The organism is Gaetbulibacter saemankumensis DSM 17032 (assembly GCF_000425645.1).
Lineage (GTDB): Bacteria > Bacteroidota > Bacteroidia > Flavobacteriales > Flavobacteriaceae > Gaetbulibacter > Gaetbulibacter saemankumensis.
The window spans coordinates 313,011-338,614 of sequence record NZ_KE384430.1; the positions used below are offsets into that span (position 1 = coordinate 313,011).

At 34.9% G+C, this 25,604-nt stretch carries 19 protein-coding genes; 9 read left to right on the forward strand and 10 right to left on the reverse strand.

Annotated elements, in window-relative coordinates; all coding sequences use genetic code 11:
• Positions 1-15: 15 nt before the first annotated feature.
• Positions 16-1,809, reverse strand: a complete 1,794-nt coding sequence (gene uvrC, locus H611_RS0108035; RefSeq protein WP_027137875.1) for an excinuclease ABC subunit UvrC — start codon at positions 1,807-1,809, stop codon at positions 16-18.
• A gap of 127 nt (positions 1,810-1,936) precedes the next feature.
• Here uvrC and H611_RS0108040 point away from each other — a divergent pair, with 127 nt between their 5' ends.
• The 4 genes from H611_RS0108040 to H611_RS0108055 are packed head-to-tail and all read left to right on the forward strand — an operon-like array spanning position 1,937 to position 4,789.
• On the forward strand, positions 1,937-2,362 hold the full coding sequence (locus H611_RS0108040) for an ATP-dependent zinc protease family protein (protein WP_027137876.1): 426 nt from the start codon (positions 1,937-1,939) through the stop codon (positions 2,360-2,362).
• Positions 2,359-3,240, forward strand: coding sequence for a 30S ribosomal protein S6--L-glutamate ligase (gene rimK / locus H611_RS0108045; protein ID WP_027137877.1), 882 nt, complete (start codon positions 2,359-2,361; stop codon positions 3,238-3,240). The genes H611_RS0108040 and rimK overlap by 4 nt, the downstream gene beginning before the upstream one ends.
• Positions 3,241-4,215: a succinylglutamate desuccinylase/aspartoacylase family protein gene (locus tag H611_RS0108050; RefSeq protein WP_027137878.1), complete on the forward strand. Its 975-nt coding sequence runs from the start codon at positions 3,241-3,243 to the stop codon at positions 4,213-4,215.
• Between the two features lie 10 nt (positions 4,216-4,225).
• Complete coding sequence (locus H611_RS0108055; protein ID WP_027137879.1) at positions 4,226-4,789, forward strand: 5-formyltetrahydrofolate cyclo-ligase; 564 nt, start codon at positions 4,226-4,228, stop codon at positions 4,787-4,789.
• On the opposite strand, the gene H611_RS0108060 is transcribed toward H611_RS0108055, so the two are convergent.
• The 9 genes from H611_RS0108060 to panC all read right to left on the reverse strand — a co-directional run bounded on the left by H611_RS0108060 (position 4,786) and on the right by panC (position 16,090).
• A complete protein-coding gene (locus H611_RS0108060) occupies positions 4,786-6,672 on the reverse strand; it encodes an OmpA family protein (protein WP_027137880.1) in 1,887 nt (628 codons plus the stop codon). The genes H611_RS0108055 and H611_RS0108060 overlap by 4 nt on opposite strands.
• 95 nt (positions 6,673-6,767) lie before the next feature.
• Entirely contained in the window at positions 6,768-7,394 is a 627-nt protein-coding gene (locus H611_RS0108065) for a lipoprotein signal peptidase (protein ID WP_027137881.1), read from the reverse strand.
• 63 nt (positions 7,395-7,457) lie between these two features.
• The gene (locus H611_RS0108070) at positions 7,458-7,838 is read right to left on the reverse strand and encodes a TraR/DksA family transcriptional regulator (protein WP_027137882.1); all 381 of its coding nucleotides are present in this window, start codon (positions 7,836-7,838) and stop codon (positions 7,458-7,460) included.
• Positions 7,839-7,850: 12 nt separating this feature from the next.
• Positions 7,851-11,255 carry an isoleucine--tRNA ligase gene (gene ileS / locus H611_RS0108075; protein ID WP_027137883.1) on the reverse strand — a complete coding sequence of 1,135 codons (3,405 nt, stop codon included), beginning with the start codon at positions 11,253-11,255 and terminating at the stop codon, positions 7,851-7,853.
• Between the two features lie 71 nt (positions 11,256-11,326).
• Positions 11,327-12,685: a DNA repair protein RadA gene (gene radA / locus H611_RS0108080; RefSeq protein ID WP_027137884.1), complete on the reverse strand. Its 1,359-nt coding sequence runs from the start codon at positions 12,683-12,685 to the stop codon at positions 11,327-11,329.
• Positions 12,685-13,836: an alpha/beta hydrolase gene (locus tag H611_RS0108085; protein ID WP_316928845.1), complete on the reverse strand. Its 1,152-nt coding sequence runs from the start codon at positions 13,834-13,836 to the stop codon at positions 12,685-12,687. Before H611_RS0108085 ends, radA begins: the two co-directional genes overlap by 1 nt.
• A gap of 74 nt (positions 13,837-13,910) precedes the next feature.
• Positions 13,911-14,870 (reverse strand): lysylphosphatidylglycerol synthase transmembrane domain-containing protein, encoded by a 960-nt coding sequence (locus tag H611_RS0108090; protein WP_027137886.1) that lies wholly within the window; start codon positions 14,868-14,870, stop codon positions 13,911-13,913.
• 4 nt (positions 14,871-14,874) lie between these two features.
• Positions 14,875-15,225, reverse strand: coding sequence for an aspartate 1-decarboxylase (gene panD / locus H611_RS0108095; RefSeq protein ID WP_027137887.1), 351 nt, complete (start codon positions 15,223-15,225; stop codon positions 14,875-14,877).
• 13 nt (positions 15,226-15,238) lie between these two features.
• On the reverse strand, positions 15,239-16,090 hold the full coding sequence (gene panC, locus H611_RS0108100) for a pantoate--beta-alanine ligase (RefSeq protein WP_027137888.1): 852 nt from the start codon (positions 16,088-16,090) through the stop codon (positions 15,239-15,241).
• Positions 16,091-16,346: 256 nt separating this feature from the next.
• Between panC and H611_RS0108105 the strand changes: the two genes are divergently transcribed.
• From H611_RS0108105 to atpD, 5 genes are all read left to right on the forward strand, one after another.
• Positions 16,347-17,153, forward strand: a complete 807-nt coding sequence (locus H611_RS0108105) for a glycogen/starch synthase (RefSeq protein WP_027137889.1) — start codon at positions 16,347-16,349, stop codon at positions 17,151-17,153.
• 29 nt (positions 17,154-17,182) lie between these two features.
• Positions 17,183-18,841, forward strand: coding sequence for a DUF4270 domain-containing protein (locus tag H611_RS0108110; RefSeq protein ID WP_027137890.1), 1,659 nt, complete (start codon positions 17,183-17,185; stop codon positions 18,839-18,841).
• 136 nt (positions 18,842-18,977) lie between these two features.
• Complete coding sequence (gene glmS, locus H611_RS0108115; RefSeq protein ID WP_027137891.1) at positions 18,978-20,825, forward strand: glutamine--fructose-6-phosphate transaminase (isomerizing); 1,848 nt, start codon at positions 18,978-18,980, stop codon at positions 20,823-20,825.
• Positions 20,826-21,119: 294 nt separating this feature from the next.
• Positions 21,120-23,921, forward strand: coding sequence for a TonB-dependent receptor (locus tag H611_RS0108120; protein WP_027137892.1), 2,802 nt, complete (start codon positions 21,120-21,122; stop codon positions 23,919-23,921).
• Positions 23,922-24,089: 168 nt separating this feature from the next.
• Positions 24,090-25,598: a F0F1 ATP synthase subunit beta gene (gene atpD, locus H611_RS0108125; protein ID WP_027137893.1), complete on the forward strand. Its 1,509-nt coding sequence runs from the start codon at positions 24,090-24,092 to the stop codon at positions 25,596-25,598.
• The last annotated feature ends 6 nt before the right edge of the window (positions 25,599-25,604 follow it).

The window sequence follows — 25,604 nt, forward strand, 5'->3', positions numbered from 1 at the left end:
GCTTTAGTAGGCGTTTTACTTTTCATGATAATAATTATAAATTTTTGAAGCTCTTGAAGCTCCTACAACATCTTCTAATTCATCTAATTTTGCATTTGCAACACGTTTAGCGGACTTAAACTTTTTTAATAATTCAACAATAGTTTTCTCGCCAATACCAGGAATCGTTTCTAATTCCGTATTTATAGCATTTTTGCTACGTTTGTTTCTGTGATGCTCAATACCGAAACGATGCGCCTCATTTCTTAAAAACTGAATTACTTTTAAAGTTTCACTTTTCTTATCTAAATATAAGGGAATTGGATCATTCGGGTAAAATAATTCTTCCAAACGTTTTGCTATTCCGATAATTGCAATTTTTCCTCTTAGATTTAAGGCATCTAAACTTTTTAAAGCCGATGACAACTGTCCTTTACCGCCATCAATAATTATTAATTGTGGTAGAGGTTGATTTTCTTCTAACAAGCGCTTATACCTTCGGTATACCACCTCCTCCATGGAAGCAAAATCATCTGGTCCTTCAACAGTCTTTATATTAAAATGACGGTAATCCTTTTTACTAGGTTTTCCATTTTTAAAAACTACACAGGCTGCTACAGGATTGGTTCCTTGAATATTAGAATTATCAAAACATTCAATATGCCTCGGTTCTTCATGTAATCGCAAATCAACTTTCATTTGCGCCATAATACGATTGGCATGCCTATCCGGATCAGTAATTTTTATTTGCTTGAAACGCTCCATACGATAATATTTAGCATTTCTAACAGACAGATCTAAAATGTGTTTTTTATCGCCTAGCTGTGGCACAGTCACTTTTATATCTTCTCCTATATCTACTTTAAAAGGTACATAAATTTCTCTGGATTTTGAATGAAATCGTTGTCGAATTTCCGTTATAGCCAACTCTAATAACTCTAAATCCGTTTCATCTAATTTTTTCTTTATTTCCAATGTATGCGACCTAATAATAGAGCCGTAAGATATTTGTAAAAAATTGATGTATCCATAACTTTCGTCACTTACAATTGAAAAAACATCAACATTACTTATCTTAGGATTAACAATTGTAGATTTAGCCTGATAATTCTCTAATATTTCTATCTTCTCCTTAACTTTTTGGGCCTCTTCAAAACGCATTTCGACCGCTAATTGCTTCATTTGGTTTCGAAACTGCGATAAAGAATCTTTAAAATTTCCTTTCAGAATTTCCTTTATATCCTGAATATTCGTTTGATATTCTTCCTCTGTTTCATATCCTTCACAGGGGCCTTTACAATTTCCTAAGTGATACTCTAAACACACTTTATATTTTCCGGAATTAACTTTGTCTTCAGACAAATCATAATTACAGGTACGTAAGGAATATAAGCCTTTAATTAAATCAAGCAAAGTATGCACCGTCTTAACACTGGTGTACGGTCCAAAATAATCACTCCCATCCTTAATGACACGCCGGGTAGAAAACACACGTGGGAAACGTTCCTTTTTTATACATATCCAAGGATAAGATTTATCATCCTTAAGCAACACATTGTAGCGAGGCTGGTATTTTTTAATCAGATTATTTTCCAATAACAAAGCATCTGTTTCGCTATCTACAACAATATGCTTAATATCAGCTATTTTTTTTACCAAAACACGAGTTTTCCCTTGTTCGTGTGTTTTTGTAAAATACGAGGACACCCGCTTTTTTAAATTCTTTGCCTTTCCTACATAAATTATTGTGCCACTGGCATCATAATACTGATACACTCCAGGCTGATTTGGCAAGGTTTTCAACTGTATTTCTAGGGTAGGTTTATCCATTATTTCAAAGGTAATTATTTTAAGGTTTTTAACTTTTATTACCTTTAATTAAATTATTTAATCTTTTATATTGTATTAGTTTTAGAATTAACTAATTTGCTACCTTGCGCCACTTTTATAAATTGTTATGAGTAAAAAAATTCTTGGAAGAAAAGATCGCGTTGATTTTCCTAAGTTAGGACTCTTCAACATCGATGTTAAAATTGACACAGGAGCTTACACCTCGGCTATTCATTGCTCTGAAATTATTGTAGAACAAGACAAATTGCGCTGTGTTTTCAATAGTGATGTTCATAATAACTTTGGTAAAACCGAAATTGTGTTTAACGAATTCTCAAGAACCAATGTTCGTAGCAGTAACGGATTCAAAGAAAATCGCTACAAAGTTAAATCTGAAGTCATTTTTTTTGGTAAAACTTATAAGATTAATCTAACTTTAAGCACACGAGACGACATGAAGTTTCCCGTGTTAATTGGAAGACAGTTTCTAAAACGTAAATTTTTAGTCGATGTAGACATAGAAAATGCTTCCTATAATTACAAACCCATATGAACATAGTCATTTTATCCAGAAACCCTAATTTATACTCAACCGACAGACTTGTTGAAGAGGGTGAACGTCGAGGACATAAAATGGAAATTATCGATCCTTTAAAATGTGATATTATCATTGAAAAGGAAAAACCTACAATTTATTATAAAGACCGCTATTTAGACTATGTCGATGCCGTAATTCCAAGAATAGGGGCGTCGATTACATTTTATGGCTGTGCCGTTGTGCGCCAGTTTGAAATGATGAATGTTTTTACCATAGCAACTTCAGATGCCATTCAGCGTTCACGTGATAAACTTCGCAGTTTACAACGCTTAAGCAAGGCTGGTATTGGTATGCCTAAAACGGTTTTTACAAATTATTCTCGTGATGTTGAAGAGGTCATAGAGCATGTTGGTGGCGTACCAGTGATTATTAAATTACTGGAGGGGACTCAAGGACTTGGAGTTGTTTTAGCTGAAACAAAAAATGCTGCAGAATCGGTACTAGAAGCCTTTAATGGACTGGAAGCCCGAGTAATTGTTCAGGAATTTATTAAAGAAGCTAAAGGCGCCGATTTACGTGCTTTAATTGTTGATGGACAAGTTGTTGGTGCCATGAAGCGTCAAGGCAAAGAAGGTGAATTCCGTTCTAATTTACATCGTGGTGGCTCCGCCAACATAATAAAATTAAGCAAAGAGGAATTACAATTAGCTAACAATGCATCTAAAGTTTTAAAACTGCCTGTTTGTGGTGTTGATATGCTACAATCCGAACGCGGCCCATTACTATTAGAGGTAAACTCTACACCCGGACTTGAAGGCATTGAAGCTGCCACCGGGCGTAATATTGCTAAAAGTATTATTACGTATATAGAAAGAAATCGCCATAGAAAATAAATGCCACTACCTCCAAATAACATATTACATATATTAGATACGAAGGTTTACCCTAGCGAAAGTAAGGAAGTAAATTTTGATGTAGCCAACCTACATACCTCTTCTAATGTTAATGTCCCTGTTATTATAGAAAGAGCTAAAAAACCAGGCCCTATTGTATTGTTTACTGCCGGCATACACGGTGATGAAGTAAATGGGGTAGAAATTGTTAGACAGCTCATCTCTAAAGGAATTAATAAACCCAAAATAGGCACCATTATTTGCATGCCGGTTATTAATATTTTTGGCTTCATCAATTTAAAGCGAGAATTCCCCGATGGACGTGATTTAAATCGTGTCTTTCCGGGTACTGCAGACGGTTCGCTAGCCAGTCGAGTGGCCTATAAACTCATTGCAGAAATTATTCCGCATGTCGATTACATTATCGATTTTCATACCGGTGGTGCCGGACGTTTTAATGCGCCTCAAATTCGCATTTCTAAAGAGAATAAAGACCTTAATGAACTTGCCAAAGTTTTTGGCGCCCCGTTTGTTTTATATTCTAAAAACCTGAATAAATCCTTTAGAAATTCCTGCTACAAGATGGGGAAACCCATGCTTCTTTTTGAAGGTGGAAAATCCTATCATATCGATGAGTCTGTTACGGCATCAGGCGTAAATGGCTCAAAACGTCTCTTACAGCATTTAGGTATGCTTAACACGAAATTAAAAGCCAGAAAACCTAAAAATGATACCGTTTTTATAAATGAAAGCCGGTGGATTCGTGCTAATTATTCGGGTATGTTCCGTGCTTCCATTGCTATAGGTAGTCTTGTTAAAAAAGGAGATATTTTAGGCAATATCACGGATCCCTATGGAAAGTTTAATCATCCTGTAAAAGCTCCGCATTCTGGCTACATAATTAACGTGAACGAATCTCCCATTGTCTATCAGGGTGATGCTTTATTTCATATTTCAAAAAAATTAAAACGATAAATTTCCATTTATGCTAAAATCAGAATTACGAAAAAAATACAAACATCTTCGTAACCCTTTAAGTATAGAACAAACTGATGAGCTTAGTATTGACATTGCTAATCAGCTATTAAAATTACCTATTTGGACCTACAATTTCTACCATATATTCTTAACCATTGAAGAGCAAAAAGAAATAAATACCGATTACATTTTAAATATTCTTTCCGGCAAGGATAAAAACATTTTAATTTCGAAAAGTGATTTTAAAACTGGTGGGATGGACCATTTTTTACTTACCGACAATACGGTAATCAAGAAAAATAGTTACAATATACCCGAACCTGTAGATGGTATTGAAATAGCAGACCATAAAATCGATGTCGTCTTCATTCCTTTGTTAGCTTTCGATGAAACAGGCCAACGTGTTGGCTACGGCAAAGGATTCTACGATCGTTTTCTTTCAAAATGTAAACCACACGTTCTTAAAATTGGACTATCGTTTTTTGAAGCTGAAACCGTAATTTCGGATGCCTACGAAAACGACATACCGTTAGATTATTGCGTGACTCCGAAAAAGATTTACAAATTCTAATGGGCACAACTCTCGCAATAGGTTTTTCTTAAATACTTATCATCTAACAACTGAAAAGTAATACCACCGTCTTCATTAGAGTTAAACAACTGGCAAAAACGCTGTTTGTTTATGTTAATAGCATTAAACATGATGGTTCTATAATCATCATCATTCGTTAACTCCTTGTTTATTAAGGTAAGGTTAAGATAATAGAACAATAAATTTTCGTTTATATCGATACTTCTTGCCTTTTCTTCCAAAGATTCTGCGGCCATAGCCACGGTTCCATAATAACTAAAAAACTGAGCTAAACTTAAATAATCAAAATCCGATAATTTAAATTTATGATAATTATTTCTCACAAATGCCACAGATTTATCCTTATCGGTATAATCTCTTGTCTTCATTAAATTTTCAGCTTTAATAATGTGATAATTTACAAGCATTCGTGAAATCAAATCCGAATCGATACCATAATTTCTTAATGCTTTTATCTCATTGACAAGCATATTCTCTGTAACTTCAACAGCATTATAACGCCATAAATTTAATTTAATGGCAACGATATTATAATTAATAGCAGGGTTGTTGGGTGCAATTTTTTCGAGCTCTAATAATTCATGGTATACAATAACCGCTTGCCTGAAATCCAACATGAATTTATAAACAGAATTTTTATTTAACATATTGACGTACTTTCCTTGTTTTGGAAGTGACATTTTTTGCGAATATTCAGGAAACCCTTCAGAAATATAAAACCTTTCAAAAATGGAGTTTTGAATATCATTAGCTTCCACCAGGTTTTCTTTTGCAACACTTGCATTAAACTTGGCTAATAACTCCTCTTCTGAATCAGTACTGTATTTGTCCTTTTTTTCTAACTCCAGCTCAATAACTGCTTTTCTATGGTTTTTAAAAATAGGTTCCATCTCTCTGGATAAGGCACCGGCTATTTTGTCCTTTATTTCAACTTTACTTAAGGGTGCCAGAAACTCATACTTAGTTCCTTTTATATCATTAAAAAATTCCACCCAGTTTTCAGATGACGACACGGTAGTTTTAATAGTTGGTTTTTGAAATGCTTGAAGGGCAGCCACAATGCTTTTTGCTCTTAAATCCTGAAGTTCTAGATTTCGACTTTCAATACCCTCGATTGAAGAATAACCTTTAATATTTATAGTCTTTATATTGAAATCTGTTAAACGAAGTGAATCGTAAATTGGTTTTATATCGGTCTGTGAATAATTCGATTTATTTTTTTTAAAGGGTATTTGAAACTTTAAACTTTTACTTCTGGTAATATAACTTTGTTCTCCTAAGGCTTTAATTTGCTTAGTGTTATAGTATATAGAATCCAGATAAACTCCCATATCTAGTAAATCCCAATCGTAAGCATCTAGATCATAGATCACATAATACTGACAAAGATTTTTATCACTTAAAAAAAGAATATTAAATTCCAATTCTGAATTCAATAGCACATCTGGAATCGTCCCTACTTCTACAGTAAAAATATTATTGCCAACATCAGTAAGACCCTTTTTTAAAGCCTTTGAATACACAGGTTTTAGAAGAGTACCTTTTATTTGTACGTTTTCAATTGATTTCAGATTACAATCGTAGCGATCTTTAGTCACCACATCGACTGCGATGCCATCGCCAGGTTTATCAAATAACAGGTTAAACCAGGATGTATCATTAATTTCGAAGTAGAGTTTATTCTGAGTTCGCTTTATAGAAAACTTGACTTCCTTCGGCTTTTGTTTAAAAACCTTTAAGCATTCGCTGCACTTTTCAGCTCTATCTTTTCCAGGAATATTAATATCGAAAGTGGAGTTTTGAGCATATCCAAATGACACGACGAGCAATATAAAGGCAAACAGGAGGGACTGACCTTTCATTTAATTGAGAGAGATTAAATTAATATTCTATAAAGATAAACAAATATTTTGCTCGAAAATACCTACCTAAACGTATTTTCCATATCATACAGTATTTAAGCCTCTTTTTTTGAAAAAGCTTGCTTATTAAACACGATAAGCATAACAAAACCGGTACTTATAGCCACATCGGCAATATTAAATACTGGCTCAAAAAAATTAAATCTCTTTCCACCATAAAACGGCATCCATTCTGGCAAATCAATCTCAAATAGGGGGAAATAAAGCATATCTACCACTCTACCGTGTAAAAACGTATCATAACCACCTCCTTCTGGTAAAAATTGTGCCACTTGACTGAAACTATCATCGAACAGCACACCATAAAAAACCGAATCAATTATATTACCTAAGGCACCCGCAAAAATTAAGGCTACCGCAACTATTAAAGTTTTAGTCGCTTTTTTATTTGTAGAATCATACAGCCAATACCCAATCCCGAAAATAGCAACGACACGAAATAGCGTTAAAATTATTTTTGCCGACCTTTCTGAAATAAAAGATATAAAATCACTGATTTTTGTTCCCCAGGCCATGCCATCATTCTCAATAAAATATATTTGAAACCAACTAAATACCTCAACACTTTCCTGAAGTTTAAAATGTGTTTTTATGTAAATCTTACTAATCTGATCGAGCAGTAAAACCAAAACGATTAGAATTATCGATTTTTTTAAAGACATAGGGTTAAATAAAAAACGCCTCATAAAATATGAGACGTTCAAATATACTATTTTATTAATTTATTATTGCATGTTTTTCGCTTCAATGCTTAACGTAGCATGCGGCACTAACTTTAATCGCTCCTTATTAATAAGTTTACCTGTTACACGGCAAATACCATAGGTTTTATTTTCAATTCTAATAAGAGCATTTTTAAGATCGCGAATAAATTTCTCTTGCCTAATAGCTAATGCCGAATTAGACTCTTTGCTCATTACTTCACTACCTTCGTCGAATGCTTTAAACGTGGGCGAAGTATCATCTGTACCATTATTATGGTCGTTCATATATGCACTTTTTATTAGTTCTAAATCGTGCTGCGCCTTTTGAATTTTATCTTGAATTATCTCCCTGAATTCAGCTAATTCCTTATCTGAATATCTTACGTTTAAATCTTCACTCATAATTGTTTAGTGTTAGTGTTTTTGTATATACAATTTGGTATTTACATCATCAAAAGCAATTTCTATACCGTTTTCTACATTGTCAATAATTTCAAGCTCATTTGCCAATGTTTCCATTTTTATATAAGCCATGTTTGAATCGATCGCATTTACAATTTGATCATCTTTTTGAAGTACAACATCTATTCTATCTGTCACCTCGAAACCTGAATCTTTACGTAAGTTTTGAATACGATTAATCAGTTCTCGAGCGATTCCTTCTCTGCGCAAATCGTCGGTAATTGTAACATCCAATGCTACGGTTAAACTACCTTCATTTGCCACTAGCCATCCTTCAATATCTTGCGAGGTAATTTCTACATCACCTAAGGCTAAAGTTATATTTTTTTCGTTAACTACAATGTCTAAAGAGCCTTTTTGTTCAATTTTGTTAATATCTTCTGCAGAAAAGTTAATTACTGCATTAGCAATAGCTTTCATGTCTTTTCCAAATCGAGGACCTAAAGCTTTGAAATTAGGCTTAATACGTTTAACCAATATTTCTGAAGCCTCTTCTAACAACTCAATTTCCTTAACATTAACTTCATGTTTTATTAAATCTGAAACTGCTGAAATCTCCTCCTTTTGCTGCTTACTAGCAATTGGAATCATGATTTTTTGAAGCGGCTGTCGCACTTTTATCTTCTCTTTAGCTCTTAACGACAACACTAATGAAGATATTGTTTGAGCACTTTCCATTTTACGCTCTAAAGCCTTATCTACATAATACTCATCGAAAGTTGGGAAATCCGCTAAATGCACACTCTCGAACGTTTCTTTCTGACTTGCTTTATTTAAATCTAAATACAGTCTATCCATAAAGAATGGTGCAATTGGCGCTCCTAATTTGGCAATTGTTTCCATACAAGTATAAAGCGTTTGATAAGCTGATATTTTATCTTTTTGATAATCACCTTTCCAGAATCGTCTTCTACATAAACGCACGTACCAGTTACTTAAATAATCCTGTGTGAAATCTGAAATAGCACGAGCTGCACGTGTAGGCTCATACTCTGCATAGAATACATCAACCTTTTTAATTAAGGTGTGTAATTCTGAAAGAATCCAACGGTCTATCTCAGGACGCTCTTCTAAAGGAATATTTTCTTCTCGATATTTGAAGCCGTCTAAATTAGCATATAACTGGAAGAATGAATAGGTATTATATAAAGTTCCGAAGAATTTACGTTTCACTTCTTCGACCCCTTCTAAATCAAATTTTAAGTTATCCCAAGGGTTGGCATTACTAATCATATACCAACGCGTAGCATCGGCACCGTAGCTACCTAAAGTCTCAAAAGGATCAACAGCATTACCAAGACGCTTAGACATTTTTTGTCCGTTCTTGTCTAATACCAATCCGTTTGATACGACATTTTTATAGGCTACGGAATCGAAAACCATAGTTCCAATAGCATGTAAAGTATAGAACCACCCTCGTGTTTGATCGACGCCTTCTGCTATAAAATCGGCCGGATACGATGTTCCGTTATCAATCAATTCTTTATTTTCAAACGGATAATGCCATTGTGCGTAAGGCATAGACCCTGAATCGAACCAAACATCTATTAAATCGCTCTCACGTTTCATAGGCTGTCCTGAAGCTGAAACCAAAACAATCTCATCAACTATATTTTTATGTAAATCGACAAGATCGTAATTTTCTTCAGAATTATCTCCAACCACAAAACCTTCAAAAATATCTTTAGCCATAAGGCCAGCCTCAACAGCCTTAGACATTTCAGCTTTCAATTCTTCAACCGACCCGATACAGATTTCTTCCTTACCATCTTCAGTTCTCCAAATAGGTAACGGAATTCCCCAGTAGCGTGAACGCGATAAATTCCAGTCGTTAGCATTCGCTAACCAGTTACCGAAACGTCCCGTACCAGTTGCTTTAGGCTTCCAATTAATGGTTTCGTTCAATTCAAACATGCGTTCCTTAACATCGGTAACTTTAATAAACCAAGAATCTAACGGATAGTAAAGAATGGGTTTATCGGTTCTCCAACAGTTAGGATAGCTGTGTTTATATTTTTCAACCTTGAAGGCTTTATTTTCTGTTTTTAACTGAATGGCAATTTCTACATCTACCGATTTTTCAGGAGCTTCCCCATCGGCATAGTACTCATTTTTCACATACTTACCAGCGTATTCACCCATTTCAGGTCTAAACTTACCTTGTAAATCCACTAACGGTACTAAATTTCCATTTTCATCTTTAACCAACATTGGTGGCACTTCTGGAGTTGCTTGTTTAGCAACCAAGGCATCATCTGCACCAAAAGTAGGTGCTGTATGTACAATACCTGTACCATCTTCTGTGGTAACGAAATCTCCAGAAATTACTCTAAAAGCATTTTCAGGATTATCGTTTGGTAAAACAAATGGCAATAACTGTTCATAAGTAATGCCTACTAAATCTTTACCTACAAACTCTTTAACAATATAAAATGGTATTTTTTTATCGCCTTGCTTGTAAGCTGCTATTTCTTCTTGATTTTCAACCTGCTTAAATTTTCCTGAAAACTGGTAACTCACTAATTTCTTAGCTAACACCACTTTTATAGGCTCAAACGTATATTGGTTATACGTTTCAACCAATACATAATCAATTTTTGGCCCAACGGTTAACGCGGTATTACTTGGGAGCGTCCAAGGTGTTGTCGTCCAAGCCAAGAAATGAATATCACCTTCATTTTGTAAAAATTCCGGAAGCGAATCTCCTTTTGCTTTAAACTGAGCTACTATGGTGGTATCTGTAACATCCTGATACGTTCCTGGCTGATTCAACTCATGTGAACTTAAACCTGTACCTGCTTTTGGAGAGTATGGCTGAATGGTATAACCTTTGTACAAAAGTTCTTTGTTGTAAATCTGTTTTAACAACCACCATACAGATTCCATATATTTTGGTTTATAGGTAATATATGGATCGTCCATATCTACCCAATACCCCATTTTTTCTGTTAAATCATTCCAAATATCTGTATAGCGCATCACTGCCTTACGACAGGCTGCGTTATATTCTTCAACTGAAATAGTTTTCCCTATATCTTCTTTGGTAATTCCTAACTCTTTTTCAACTCCTAACTCCACCGGAAGTCCGTGAGTATCCCAACCCGCCTTACGTTTTACCTGATAACCTTTCTGAGTTTTATAACGACAGAATATATCTTTTATAGCTCGTGCCATAACGTGGTGAATCCCAGGTAAACCATTTGCAGAAGGGGGTCCTTCAAAAAACACAAACGATTCGTTATTTTCTCTGGTTGAAACACTCTTTTCAAAAATATTGTTTTCTTGCCAGTAGTTTAGAATTTCTTCTGCTACTTTTGGCAAGTCAAGACCTTTATATTCAGGGAATTTAGCACTCATTATATCAATTTTCATTTCGAGCAGCGAAATTAATGAATTTTGCTAAAATAGCGTGATTGAATACTGGTAAATTAAACAATAAAACCTACCAAATCCTCAATTTTTGAAATCATCTGAATTTTGATAGCGGTATTTTTCAAGGAAATTTTATTATACTTAGACACAAAAATGGCCGAAAACCCTAGTTTTTCAGCTTCTAATATGCGTTGCTCCACCCGTTGTACCGGTCGAATTTCGCCAGATAATCCGACTTCGGCAGCAAAGCAAAAATCTTTCTGAAGCGCCACATCTTCATTAGACGATAAAATCGCAGCTACAACTGCTAAATCGATTGCAGGGTCGTCTACAGTAATCCCTCCTGTAATATTTAGAAACACATCTTTAGCGCCTAAACGGAAACCTGCTCGCTTTTCTAAAACTGCAAGTAACATATTAAGCCTTTTGGAATTAAATCCTGTGGCACTGCGCTGTGGCGTACCATAAACTGCCGTACTTACCAGCGCCTGAACTTCAATCATTAACGGACGCATTCCTTCTAAAGTAGCTGCTACCGCATTACCGGATAGCTCTTCATCTTTTTTAGAAATTAGGATTTCAGAAGGATTAGACACTTCTCTTAATCCAGTACCCTGCATTTCATAAATCCCTAATTCGTTAGTAGACCCAAAACGATTTTTATGCGCTCTTAATATCCTAAACACATGGTTACGGTCACCTTCAAATTGCAAAACGGTATCGACCATATGTTCCAATATTTTAGGTCCGGCAATATTACCATCTTTGGTGATATGACCTATTAAAATAACTGGAGTCGCTGTTTCTTTGGCAAATTTTATTAACTCAGTCGTACACTCTTTTATTTGAGAAATACTTCCGGATGAAGACTCGATATAATCGCTATGTAAGGTCTGAATGGAATCTATTATTACTACATCGGGCTCCAAGGCTTCGATTTGTTTAAAAATGTTTTGAGTTTTAGTCTCTGTTAGAATATAGCAATTACTGTTGTCAGGATTAATACGTTCGGCACGCATTTTAATCTGTTTCTGACTTTCCTCTCCAGAAACATAAAGGGTTTTATATGGTAATTTTAAAGACACTTGGAGCAGCAAAGTACTTTTACCGATACCCGGTTCTCCTCCTAATAACGTTAAGGAACCTGGCACGACACCTCCTCCCAAAATACGATTTAATTCCCCATCAAATGTATCTAATCGCGCTTCTTTTGAGGAATCAATATCCTTTATTCTAAGTGGCACTGCTACCTTTTTCACAACTGAAGTTGGCGACTTCCAATCGCTTTTGACAGATGTTTGTATCAGCTCTTCAACTATGGTGTTCCACTCTTTACAAGCATTACATTGCCCCTGCCATTTTGCAAATTGTGTTCCACAATTCTGACAAAAAAAAGTCGTTTTTACTTTCGCCATTAATATCCAAAATCAATTTTTATTGCCTCTGCTCTTTCTAACATTAAATCTTTTGTAAGTCCAGCAACCTCTTCAAAAGTAAATGCGGTTTGATAGGTACGCATAGCCTTTTTAGACTCTCCTGTTTCCTCATAAAATCTAGCCAAATAATAATTCCCCAACATAGTACTTGGGTACTCCTCTCTCGCCAGCTTTCCTAAAGCTTCATAATATTCATAAGTTTCATTTTTTTCTATTGCCGCAGAAATAGCACGAAAATCATTAATTAAAACCTGCTTTTTTACACCAAATAATTCATATACTGTATTATATTTCTTTTGAAGATAGTCTACTGGGGAACCATCTAGTTTTAGAATAGTCTCTTTATACTCATGCTTACTTATTGGGCGATACACTTCAAAAATCGACTCTAATGCTTTTGGTATTGCATGCATAGGGGCCGAATAATGTGAAGCCTCTTCGAAATTATTAAACTTGTACTTTAAATTATCATTACTCAACAGGGAAATATCTAAATTTAAAGCTGAAGCCATTTCCTGAACCGTAGCTGTATCACCATCAGAGCAAGCCAGATAATAAAATAATGTACTTTGAATTTTACCCAATTGCGTAGGAAGATAATCTATCATATTGGGCGCTAAGTCCGGACTAATAGCAATATAACCACTAAATAGTGGATTGGATTTTAATAAATAATAATTTATAAAATTCGCTGTTTCTCCATGCCCAACCGCCAATCGGAAATTTGCTGTTCTGTAATTTCGTTCAATGTAAGGGACTAATTCTGTCCCGATAAATTCAAAAAAGCTAGCTCCAGTTTCGATAGGTAACGAGTTCTGTTGTGAATACATACAGTCGTCGTAACGAAAACCATTTTGATTAACTCCAACTATAATCGCCTCTGGCATATCTTCCCAATAAGAATAATAATCGACATTTCCTGCTACCACCTCAAACAAATAATCACCATCTAAAACCACAAACAAAGGATAGCTTTTGTCTTCATTACTATTATAACTTCTTGGTAATTGAATTTTTAATTGTCTGCTTTCTCCTAATTTTGAAGACTCGATAGATTCGTACTTAACTTGTGCATTTAACAACAGACAAGACACACAAAAAAACAGAGTAGCAAGTTTGGTTTTCATCATAATTATCCGATTTGAGAATTATTATTGGCAAGGTATAAAATATGCCAGAACAATTCAAACCTACAGAAATTGATTTACCTGTTATTTTTACGATTATAAATAGGCAAATAAGCCAGTGAAATCCCTCCAAAAACAATAATCATAAGAGTCTGAGACGACCACATAATCCAACCAAATGCAATACTTGGCTCCTGCGCAATACCAAAAATTGAAAATGCCGCATAAATAGCCACTGGGTATGATCCTATGCCGCCATTGGTAGCAGCAATACTAAAACTTGCAGATATAAAACCGATTAAAATAGTTCCGATAGAAATATCTTTTAAATCATGTATGGCTTGAGAAGTGATATAAAACATTAAAATATACATACCCCATATAAATAAGGTATGAAAAATGAATGCCCATTTCTTTTTCATAGTAAATATGGAAAGTATACCTTCCAACAAACCATTCATAAAAGTCTTTACTTTTAATGCGAATTTTGATGAACTTTGTTTAATATATCTGAATAATACAAAGACTGTAATTATTAGTATAACAAGCAAAATACCGATTTTAAACGGATGAAATCTTTCAACTAAAAATGCATAAATAAAATCATATTGCAGAAACAATGTAATCGCTATTATAAATAGCATAACAAGCAAATCGGCTATACGCTCGGCCACTATAGTACCAAAACCTTTTTCAAAAGGCACTTTTTCGTAATTAGCAAGAATAGATGCGCGTGCTACTTCGCCCGCCCTTGGGATCGTATAATTAATTAAGTACGTAGCAAAAACCGCCATAAAGCTATTGGCATATTTAATTTTATACCCCATAGGTTCTAACTGAAACCTCCAACGATAAGCTCTTGACATATGACTAAGCAACCCTAAGAACATACCCGCTATAATCCAGCCATAATTGGACTTTTTTAGGTAAGTCATGATATCGCTTAGAGAAACTTTAGACAGTGAATACCAGACTAAAAAAACTCCCAATAATAATGGGAGTATAATTTTAAGCATTCTTTTTGTCTTTCGGTTCACACCTTTATTTTAAAAGGTTTGTAGCCTCATCAGGAAATACCAACGAAGGTTTAAAAACTTTTGCTTCCTCAATATCCATAAAGGCATAAGTAATTAAAATAAGTGTATCGCCCACCGATACTTTTCTGGCAGCGGCGCCATTTAAAGTTATCTCACCTGTATTACGTGGTCCTGGAATACAATAGGTTTCTAATCGCTCACCATTATCATTATTTACAATCTGAACCTTTTCTCCCTGTATTATATTGGCGGCTTCCATTAAATCTTCATCGATAGTGATACTACCAATATAATTGAGCTCAGCACCCGTACACTTAACTCTATGAATCTTAGATTTTACTACTTGAATTTGCATGTGGCAAAGATAATTAATTTAAAGCAATATTATCAATCAGTCGAACGTCATCCGCATACACTGCTATAAATGCTCTGTAATTTGTATTGTTATTCTTGGTATCAATAGATTTTAGGGTAGACTCCTCTGCGATTATAAAATACTCTAAATCTAAAAACTCATTTTCATAAAATTGATTTTCAACCCATTGCACCACATCATTAACACTTTTTATGCCGAAATTTACTTTAGCACTTTTTAAGGTTTTATAAATAAATGGTGCGGCTTCTTTATAACCACCATGCAATCGAACATTCCTTGAACTCATAGCTAAACCTGATGGTTCTCTACAAATTTCGCAAGCAACAATTTCGACTGGGATATTATGCTTTGCAACAAGCTTTTTAATAATTTGCAATTGCTGAAAATCCTTTTCTCCAAAATACGCCTTATCAGGTGTAGCAATTTCGAATAATCGCTTTACAATAGTTCCAACCCCATCGAAATGACCGGCTCTAAATTTCCCTTCCATTTCAAATTCTAGCCCATCAAAATCGAAATGCTCTGACACTGCACCTTCTTCATATACATCCTCCACCGTTGGTGCATAAACAAGAATATTTTCAGCATCCACCGCTTCTAAAAGTCGAATATCCTCTTCCATAGTTCTAGGGTATTTTTTCAAGTCATCCTGATTATTAAATTGGGTAGGATTTACAAAAATACTCACAACCACTTTGTTGTTATCTTTTAAAGCAGATTTAACCAGGGCCAAATGCCCTTCGTGAAGCGCCCCCATAGTCGGCACAAGACCTATTGTAAGGTCTTGCCCTTTAAAGCCAGAAATAGCCTGACCTAATTGTTCTTTTTTCGAGTAAACTTTCACAGTGTAATTTCAAATCAACTTGTGCAAAATTAAGATTTTACATCCAAACTGCATAAATTTTTGTACTTTTGCATGGTTTTTATTTCATATTTTATAATGTGCTAACATAATGTAACACAATTACGGCATCCTTTTTGCAGGAAAGCGCGGTAAGGATGTTGCATTCATTTTATTTGTAAAATACGGAAATAATTACAATAATCATTCAAGAAATTGAATGTAAGTCATTACCTATTAAAGATATAAATAGAAACACATGAAAGATAAGAGGATATTATATGTATCATCTGAAGTAGTACCTTATTTACCCGAAACCGAGATTTCTTCAATGTCTTTTGAAGCACCAAGATTAGTAAATCAACAAGGTGGACAAATAAGAATATTCATGCCCCGATACGGCAATATTAATGAGCGAAGACATCAATTACATGAGGTTATCAGACTCTCAGGCATCAACTTAGTAATTAACGATTTGGATATGCCGCTCATTATAAAAGTGGCTTCTATTCCAAAGGAACGCATTCAAGTGTATTTTATTGACAACGATGAATACTTCAAAAGAAAAGCAACACTAACAGATGAAGATGGAAATTTATTTCCTGACAATGACGAACGTGCTATTTTCTTTGCCAAAGGTGTTATCGAAACTGTAAAAAAATTAAACTGGTCGCCAGATGTTATTCATGTGCACGGCTGGTTAGCTTCGTTATTACCAGTATACCTAAAAGAATACTATAAAGACGAACCATTATTTAACGAAAGTAAAATTGTAACTTCTGTTTATAATCAAAGTTTTAACAATACCTTAAATGAAGATATGCTGAATAAGGTTAAATTTGATGAAATAAACGAAGAAAAAATACAAGTTCTAGAAGAGCCATCATATGTAAATCTTATGAAAGTGGCTATAGATTATTCTGATGCCTTAATTATTGGTTCTGAAGAAATTCCTGAAGAGCTTAAAAATTATGTTGAATCATCAGACAAACCTGTTCTAGAATACAAAAGCAAAGAAGATTTTGGTCCTGCTTATACAAGTTTTGTTACAGAAAACGTTCTATAAACAAACACCCATATCTTCATTACATATATATGAAAAAGACAATTAAAGCCCTTAAATTTTCTGCAGCTCTTATATTAATCACATCGTCTTTTATTGCCTGTGATAAAGATTTCACTAATATTGATAGCGATGTTATTAGTGAAGACAATGTCAACTTTAAAAAAGGTCAGGAAAATTTAAATATTCTAGCGTATAGTAAAAAATTAAAGTCACTACAAATTAATGGGTTAAATTCAAATGTACTAGGTGTGTTCCACGATCCTGCCTTTGGCACCACAACGTCTAGTATTGTAGCTCAAATTGTCCCTACAACCTACAATCCGGATTTTGGAGACAACCCTGTTATTGACTCGGTGGTATTGAAAATACCTTACTACAACAGAGCTATTACTGACTCTACTTATACTATAAGTGATTCATTATACGGCAGCGGAGAGATAAAATTATCAATATTCAAAAACGATTATTTTTTAAGAAGTTTTAATCCGGGAAATATTACACAATCTCAGCGCTACTTTTCAAAAGGAGATAAGGAAATAAATGCGACTGATAATTTTGTGCTTAATGGGTCTTCTACTATAAATTTTGATGAACATAAGAGTGAAACTATTTTAGAAATTCCAAACTTTACTCCAAGTGCAAAACGTATTAAATTATACAAATTCGATGATGAAGGTGAAATCGCAGACACTGAATATCTGACTCCTGCTTTAAGAGAAAAATTGGATCCTACATTCTGGAAAACTACAATTTTAGACAAAGAGGGCAGTACAGAATTAAGCAGCGCCAACAGTTTTGCTAATTATTTTAGAGGCCTTTATTTTAAGGCCGAAGCGATAAGTCCAGAAACTGGAAGCGCTATCTTAATTAATATGCAATCTTCAAATGCTAATATTGTAATTTATTATTCTAAAGATTCAACGGTAGAAGGAGAAAGAACACAATCTACATATACCTTCAATTTTAAAGGCAATATTTTAAATCCGATGATTAACGATTTTAGCATTCCATTAGAAGACGGTAACAGCACAGACGGTGATGAAAAAGTATTTATAAAAGGCTCGGAAGGATCTTTAGGTATTGTGGAATTATTCAAATCTGAAGCTGAATTAGAAACTTTCAAAAAAACCTATCGAAAAACAGATGAATCAGGTGAATACATAAAAGATAGAAATGGAGAATTTATCTTGAAACGTTTAATAAACGACGCTCAACTAATCATAACGGAAGATGAAAATATAGAGGTAGGTGAAAATGAGGATTTCCACAAGTATGACAGGTTATACGTTTACGATGTAAAGAATAACATTCCCATTGTAGATTATTCAGTTGATCCGCTTGAAAACACTCAAGTACCATTCAACTCGAAAATACTTCACTTAGGACAACGAATTACAAACGAAGATTCGGGTACATCAAAATATAAAATACGATTAACTGAACATTTAATAAATGTATTAAAAAGAGATTCAACTAATAATAAAATTGGATTATGCTTGTCTACAAATGTTAATTACATAACAAACTCAAGAATATTAAACGGCGAAGACGACATTAACGCCGTTCCTGCTTCTTCTCTGATTACACCAAGAGGAACTGTATTGTATGGAACTAACGTCTCGTCTACTGATGAAAATAAAAAAATGAAACTCGAAGTTTATTTTACGGAGTCTAAATTAAACGAATAGCCATTCCTATAACTATTTAGACTTAGTAAATTACAACGACACGTTCTAAAACTTACAAAGCATAACCTTTAATCGAACCAAACTAAAGGTTATGCTCGTATTATTCATACTACACACTAACACAAAGAACAAATTTATGTGCGGAATTGTTGGCTACATAGGACAAAGAGAAGCTTACCCTATTGTAATTGAGGGTTTAAAACGTCTGGAATATCGAGGTTATGATAGTGCCGGTATAGCTTTATACGACGGTACAAACCTTAAAGTTTGTAAAACGAAAGGTAAGGTTTCTGATTTGGAAAAACGCTCGGAAGAAGAAATCACGACTATTGGCAATATAGGAATTGGTCATACAAGATGGGCAACTCATGGCGTCCCAAATGATGTAAATTCACATCCTCATGTCTCAAACTCAGGCAATCTTGTTATTATTCATAATGGAATTATAGAAAATTATGAATCACTAAAAAAAGAATTAATCACCCGAGGATACTCTTTTAAATCCGAGACAGACACCGAAGTTTTAATTAACCTTATCGAAGACGTTCAAAAGCAGGAAGGCGTTAAATTAGGCAAAGCCGTACAGATAGCTCTAAATCAAGTAATAGGAGCCTATGCTATTGCGGTATTCGATAAAAATAGACCTGATGAAGTTGTAGTAGCGCGTTTAGGGAGTCCGTTAGCCATTGGAATTGGTGAAAATGAATTTTTTATTGCCAGTGATGCCTCACCGTTTTTAGAATATACTAAAAACGCTATTTATCTTGAAGATGAAGAATTAGCCATTATTCATTTAAATAAAGAAATAAAAATAAGAAAGATTCAAGATGATTCTTTGGTTGACCCTTATATACAAGAGTTACAAATAAACCTGGAGCAAATTGAAAAAAATGGTTTCGACCATTTTATGCTAAAAGAAATTCATGAACAACCCAAAGCTATTACTGACACCTACAGAGGTCGTTTATTAAGAAACGAAGCCATTATAAAAATGGCAGGCGTAGAAGATAACATGAAGAAATTTCTGAACGCCAATCGTATTATTATTGTAGCTTGCGGAACCTCTTGGCATGCGGGGTTAGTAGCCGAATACATTTTCGAGGATTTGGCTCGTATACCTGTAGAAGTAGAATATGCTTCCGAATTTAGATATAGAAATCCAATAATTACCGAGAAGGATGTTGTTATAGCCATATCACAATCAGGTGAAACAGCAGACACACTAGCTGCTATTAAATTAGCCAAATCTAAAGGCGCTTTTGTTTTTGGCGTGTGTAATGTAGTAGGATCATCTATTGCGCGTGAATCTGATGCAGGCGCATACACCCATGCTGGGCCCGAAATTGGTGTCGCTTCAACGAAAGCCTTTACCACGCAAATTACGGTTCTAACGTTAATAGCGTTAAGACTAGCTAGAGCAAAAGGTACCATTAGTAGTTCTGATTTCAGAACGCATATGTTAGAATTAGAGCTAATTCCTAAAAAAGTAGAACAAGCTTTAAAATCAGACAAACTCATAGCTGAAATTGCTGATATCTATAAAAATTCACGCAACTGCTTGTATTTAGGACGTGGTTATAATTTTCCTGTCGCTTTGGAAGGCGCTTTGAAATTAAAAGAAATTTCATATATCCATGCTGAAGGTTATCCAGCCGCCGAAATGAAACATGGCCCTATTGCATTAATCGACGAAAATATGCCGATAGTGGTTATTGCCACTAAAAAAGGCCATTACGAAAAAGTAGTTAGCAACATTCAGGAAATAAAATCCAGAAAAGGAAAAATTATTGGTATTGTTACCGAGGGTGATGAACAAGTTAGAGCTTTAGCAGATCATGTTATTGAAGTTCCCGAAACTTTAGAATCATTATCTCCTTTAATAACGACTATACCATTACAACTATTATCTTATCATATAGCTGTTTTGTTAGGTAAAAATGTTGATCAACCTCGTAACTTAGCAAAGTCCGTTACGGTAGAATAGCAGAATTATAAATATTTAAAAAGCCTTTGACATTACAGTCAAAGGCTTTTTTTTATTAGCCTAAGCCAAGTTACCCTAATTATTCGCTGAACTATTTTATAGGACACCATTTCCCATAATTATATTTTACTTGCATTTAATATTTAAATTTATTTAATATTTTGCACATTAATTTAAGATATAGCAATAGTTGCCTTAAAATTTTATCAAATTTATTATGCGTGCATAATTTTTTTTATATTTTTATAATCAACTAAATATCCAAGAACTATTTTCAACTAAACTAATTAATTCATGAAAACATTTATTCTCCCTTTGTTTTTAGTATTTATCTCTCTATCCTACTCACAAACGAAACTATCCGGAATTGTAACCGACAATAATGGGCAACCTATTCCTGGCGCCAATATTTTAGTTGTAGGTACAACTACTGGGACAGTTACCGATTTTGATGGTAAATTTGTATTGACCTACAATCAAAATCCTCCATTCTTGGTTCAAGCGAGCAGCATAGGATTTGAATCTGACAAACAAGAAGTTAGTACTAATAATCAAATTATAAATTTCATACTTACAGAAGGTACCTCCCTCGATGAAATTGTAATTTCGGCGTCGAGAACACCAGAAAAATTATTTGAGTCTCCAGTAACTATTGAGCGTTTTGGGTTAAAAGAAATTGCATCAACTGCTTCTGCCGATTTTTTTGGAGAATTAGAAAACTTAAAGGGTGTTGATGTTAACACCAATAGTTTAACTTTTAAATCTGTCAATACAAGAGGCTTCGCAACCTTCGCTAATAACCGCTTTATGCAATTAGTAGACGGTATGGATAATTCCTCACCAGCACTTAACTTTCCTCTAGGGAACTTAGTTGGAATGAATGAAACAGATGTTTTAAGTATTGAGTTACTCCCTGGAGCTTCTTCAGCTCTTTATGGAGCCAATGCATTTAACGGAATTCTGTTTATGCGCAGTAAAAACCCATTTGACTTTCCAGGGATTAGTGCTTATATTAAAAAAGGGGCTACATCTCAAGAAGCCTCCGGCACCAATGATTATACCGATTTAGGTATACGTGCTGCTTATAAATTTAGCGATAAATTTGCCGGAAAAGTAAATTTCGGATTTTTAAAAGGTACAGACTGGGCTGCTAACAATGATGCCGACAAACTTAACCGCGGATACACAAGAGTTAATCCTGATTATGATGGAATCAATCTATATGGGGACGAATTAGCAGTCCCTATCAACTTTGATCAAGTGGCCATAGGCTTAGGTCTTTTACCTCCTGGTACCATTTTAATGGGATCGCAAGCCATTACTCGAACTGGATATGAGGAAGGAAGTTTAACCAATTATAATGCAGAAAGCGTTAAAGCCGACTGGGGACTTTACTATCGTCCGTGGGCGAATGATTTTGAAATTTCATACGTTGGAAAAGTAGGCGTTGGATCAACTATTTATCAAGGCACGAATCGCTATAATATCAATGGATTCTTCCAGGAACAGCATAAATTTGAAGTTAAAAATGATAATTTCTTCTTACGTGGTTATCTGGTTGGCGATAAAGCAGGAGACTCTTATGATATGGTTTCTACAGGAACAAATATCAATAGAGCCTGGAAATCTGATGAAGATTGGTACACCCAATATACCCAAGCATATATTTCAACCTTTTTAACGGAACTAGGAAGTGGGGGGGCACCAAATCCGGTTCTCATTCATCAACAGGCTAGAGCATTTGCAGACATCGGACGTTTGGAACCTGGAACACCGGAATTTCAAGCGGCGTTTAACAGAACAATTAATGATCCTAGTTTAGTAACGGGGTCTAAATTTCAGGACCAGTCCAAATATTATCATGCAGACGGAAATTATAATTTCGGTCACTTATTAGATTGGGCTGAAATTCAGGTTGGTGGATCCTACAGACAATATAGTTTAAACTCATCAGGTACCATATACACCGATTTTGACGGACCAATTAATTATGAAGAATTTGGAGTTTATACACAGATTCAAAAAAATATAGACTTAAGTGAAAACTTAGATTTAAAACTAACAGGTTCTGTAAGATATGACAAGTCTGAGTTCTTCGACGGATTTCTTTCTCCAAGACTTTCGGCCGGTTTTACATTAAATGAAAATCATAATTTTAGAGCGTCAGTACAAACAGGTTTTAGAAACCCTACCACACAGGATTTATTTATAGGCTTGGATGCCGGACTTGCTGTACTAGTAGGAGCTGCACCAACAAATCTGGATCGATACTCTGAAATTTACAATATAAGTTCGGCGGGACAACAAATAGGTGTACCCGCACAACTTACTCAAACGGGGCGAGCAGCCTATGAAAACTCATACAAATTATCTTCCGTTCTTGCCTTATCGGCCACTGGAAACCCAGCCGTATTGGCTGATCCAAATGCTATTGCTAATCCAGAATTAGTAAAACCAGAACAGATAACTTCCTATGAAATAGGATATCGTGGTAAGTTTGACGACTTTATTATAGACTTTAATGCCTATTACAATAACTACAAAGACTTTATTACGCAACCCACCGTAGTAGCTCCTTTATATGGTACCGTTGGTGACAATTCACTTTCTATTGCGGCTATAGCCAATGGCGATTATAGAATATATGGTGCTTATACGAATGCCGATGTCGACATTAGTTCTTATGGAGCTTCTATCGGATTCATGAAAAAATTATTTGGTAATTTTGATTTACAAGCTAATTACACCTATGCTAAACAGGATTTTGACACAGCGGCCAATCCCGATTTCCCAACCAACTTTAATACTCCAGAACATAAAGTAAAAGCTACTTTTGGTAATACTGAAGTATTTAAAAACTTCGGATTTAATGTGTCATGGCGTTGGAGTGACGATTACTATTGGGAAGCCACTTTTGGTAATGGTGATGTACCCGCATTCCATACGATAGACGCCCAGGTAAACTACAAAGTGCCAGTAATCAAATCGGTATTTAAAGCGGGAGCTACCAATTTAACCGGACATGAATATTTCACAGCTTTTGGTACTGGATTTATAGGTTCCATGTATTACCTGTCTTGGACAATTAACAACTAATTCCTTACAATATAAACCATAATAAAAAACACCTTAATAATTAAGGTGTTTTTTTATGGGCAAAAAAGAAAAAACCGCTTTTATTTTAAATTAAAACAACTATCTTTGCACGCGAAAACAAAAACCGTTTTCATACAATTAAAACGCATAATATTAAACATATAAGTAATGTCTAAAGTTACAGGTAAAGTTGCACAAATAGTTGGTCCGGTTATCGATGTCGCATTCGGTGCAGGCGCAGAGCTTCCAAAAATTTACGATTCGTTAGAAATTAAAAGACCTGATGGTTCTTTATTAGTACTAGAAGTACAATCTCACATTGGTGAAAATACTGTGCGTACCATAGCCATGGATTCTTCTGATGGTTTAAGCAGAGGTATTGAAGTAACAGCTACTGGTGCTCCTATACAAATGCCGATTGGTGATGATGTATATGGACGTTTGTTTAATGTAATAGGAGACGCTATCGATGGTCTTGGTAATTTACCTAAAGCAGGAGAAGCTGGCTTACCAATTCACAGAGAAGCTCCAAAATTTGAAGATTTATCAACTTCTACTGAAGTTTTATTTACGGGTATTAAAGTAATCGACTTAATCGAACCTTATGCAAAAGGTGGTAAGATTGGATTATTTGGTGGTGCTGGTGTAGGTAAGACAGTATTAATTCAGGAGTTAATTAACAATATTGCAAAAGGTCACGGTGGTTTATCAGTATTTGCTGGTGTAGGTGAAAGAACTCGTGAAGGAAATGACCTTTTAAGAGAGATGTTAGAGTCTGGAATTATCCGTTACGGTGATGACTTTATGCACTCTATGGAAGAAGGCGGATGGGATTTATCTAAAGTAGACAAATCTAAAATGAAAGAATCTAAAGCCACTTTCGTATTCGGACAAATGAATGAGCCTCCTGGAGCACGTGCTCGTGTTGCCTTATCTGGATTAACTATTGCTGAATATTTCCGTGATGGTGCTGGAGACGGACAAGGGAAAGACGTACTTTTCTTCGTAGATAACATCTTCCGTTTTACGCAAGCCGGTTCTGAGGTATCTGCATTATTAGGTCGTATGCCTTCTGCAGTAGGTTACCAACCAACATTAGCAACAGAGATGGGGGCAATGCAAGAGCGTATTACTTCAACTAAAAAAGGATCTATTACATCTGTACAAGCGGTTTACGTACCTGCGGATGATTTAACTGACCCTGCTCCTGCAACAACATTTGCCCACTTAGATGCTACAACCGTATTATCTCGTAAAATTGCTGAGCTTGGTATTTACCCTGCGGTAGATCCCTTAGATTCTACATCTAGAATTTTAACAGCTGATATTTTAGGAGCTGATCACTATAACTGTGCGCAAAGAGTAAAAGAGTTATTACAACGTTACAAAGAGTTACAAGATATTATTGCCATCCTTGGTATGGAAGAATTATCTGAAGAAGATAAATTAGCTGTAGGTAGAGCAAGACGTGTACAACGTTTCTTATCTCAACCATTCCACGTAGCAGAGCAGTTTACAGGTATTCCAGGTGTATTAGTAGATATTAAAGAAACTATTAAAGGATTTAACATGATTATGGATGGTGAATTAGATCACTTACCAGAAGCAGCGTTTAACCTTAAAGGTACTATCGAAGAAGCTATTGAAGCTGGAGAAAAAATGTTAGCCGAGGCTTAATCTAAT

Excerpts from the sequence above, each read along its gene's own strand:
- uvrC (WP_027137875.1), bottom strand. The coding sequence starts at position 1,809 with ATGGATAAACCTACCCTAGAAATACAGTTGAAAACCTTGCCAAATCAG.
- H611_RS0108040 (WP_027137876.1), top strand. The coding sequence starts at position 1,937 with ATGAGTAAAAAAATTCTTGGAAGAAAAGATCGCGTTGATTTTCCTAAG.
- rimK (WP_027137877.1), top strand. The coding sequence starts at position 2,359 with ATGAACATAGTCATTTTATCCAGAAACCCTAATTTATACTCAACCGAC.
- H611_RS0108050 (WP_027137878.1), top strand. The coding sequence starts at position 3,241 with ATGCCACTACCTCCAAATAACATATTACATATATTAGATACGAAGGTT.
- H611_RS0108055 (WP_027137879.1), top strand. The coding sequence starts at position 4,226 with ATGCTAAAATCAGAATTACGAAAAAAATACAAACATCTTCGTAACCCT.
- H611_RS0108060 (WP_027137880.1), bottom strand. The coding sequence starts at position 6,672 with ATGAAAGGTCAGTCCCTCCTGTTTGCCTTTATATTGCTCGTCGTGTCA.
- H611_RS0108065 (WP_027137881.1), bottom strand. The coding sequence starts at position 7,394 with ATGTCTTTAAAAAAATCGATAATTCTAATCGTTTTGGTTTTACTGCTC.
- H611_RS0108070 (WP_027137882.1), bottom strand. The coding sequence starts at position 7,838 with ATGAGTGAAGATTTAAACGTAAGATATTCAGATAAGGAATTAGCTGAA.
- ileS (WP_027137883.1), bottom strand. The coding sequence starts at position 11,255 with ATGAGTGCTAAATTCCCTGAATATAAAGGTCTTGACTTGCCAAAAGTA.
- radA (WP_027137884.1), bottom strand. The coding sequence starts at position 12,685 with ATGGCGAAAGTAAAAACGACTTTTTTTTGTCAGAATTGTGGAACACAA.
- H611_RS0108085 (WP_316928845.1), bottom strand. The coding sequence starts at position 13,836 with ATGATGAAAACCAAACTTGCTACTCTGTTTTTTTGTGTGTCTTGTCTG.
- panD (WP_027137887.1), bottom strand. The coding sequence starts at position 15,225 with ATGCAAATTCAAGTAGTAAAATCTAAGATTCATAGAGTTAAGTGTACG.
- H611_RS0108105 (WP_027137889.1), top strand. The coding sequence starts at position 16,347 with ATGAAAGATAAGAGGATATTATATGTATCATCTGAAGTAGTACCTTAT.
- H611_RS0108110 (WP_027137890.1), top strand. The coding sequence starts at position 17,183 with ATGAAAAAGACAATTAAAGCCCTTAAATTTTCTGCAGCTCTTATATTA.
- glmS (WP_027137891.1), top strand. The coding sequence starts at position 18,978 with ATGTGCGGAATTGTTGGCTACATAGGACAAAGAGAAGCTTACCCTATT.
- H611_RS0108120 (WP_027137892.1), top strand. The coding sequence starts at position 21,120 with ATGAAAACATTTATTCTCCCTTTGTTTTTAGTATTTATCTCTCTATCC.
- atpD (WP_027137893.1), top strand. The coding sequence starts at position 24,090 with ATGTCTAAAGTTACAGGTAAAGTTGCACAAATAGTTGGTCCGGTTATC.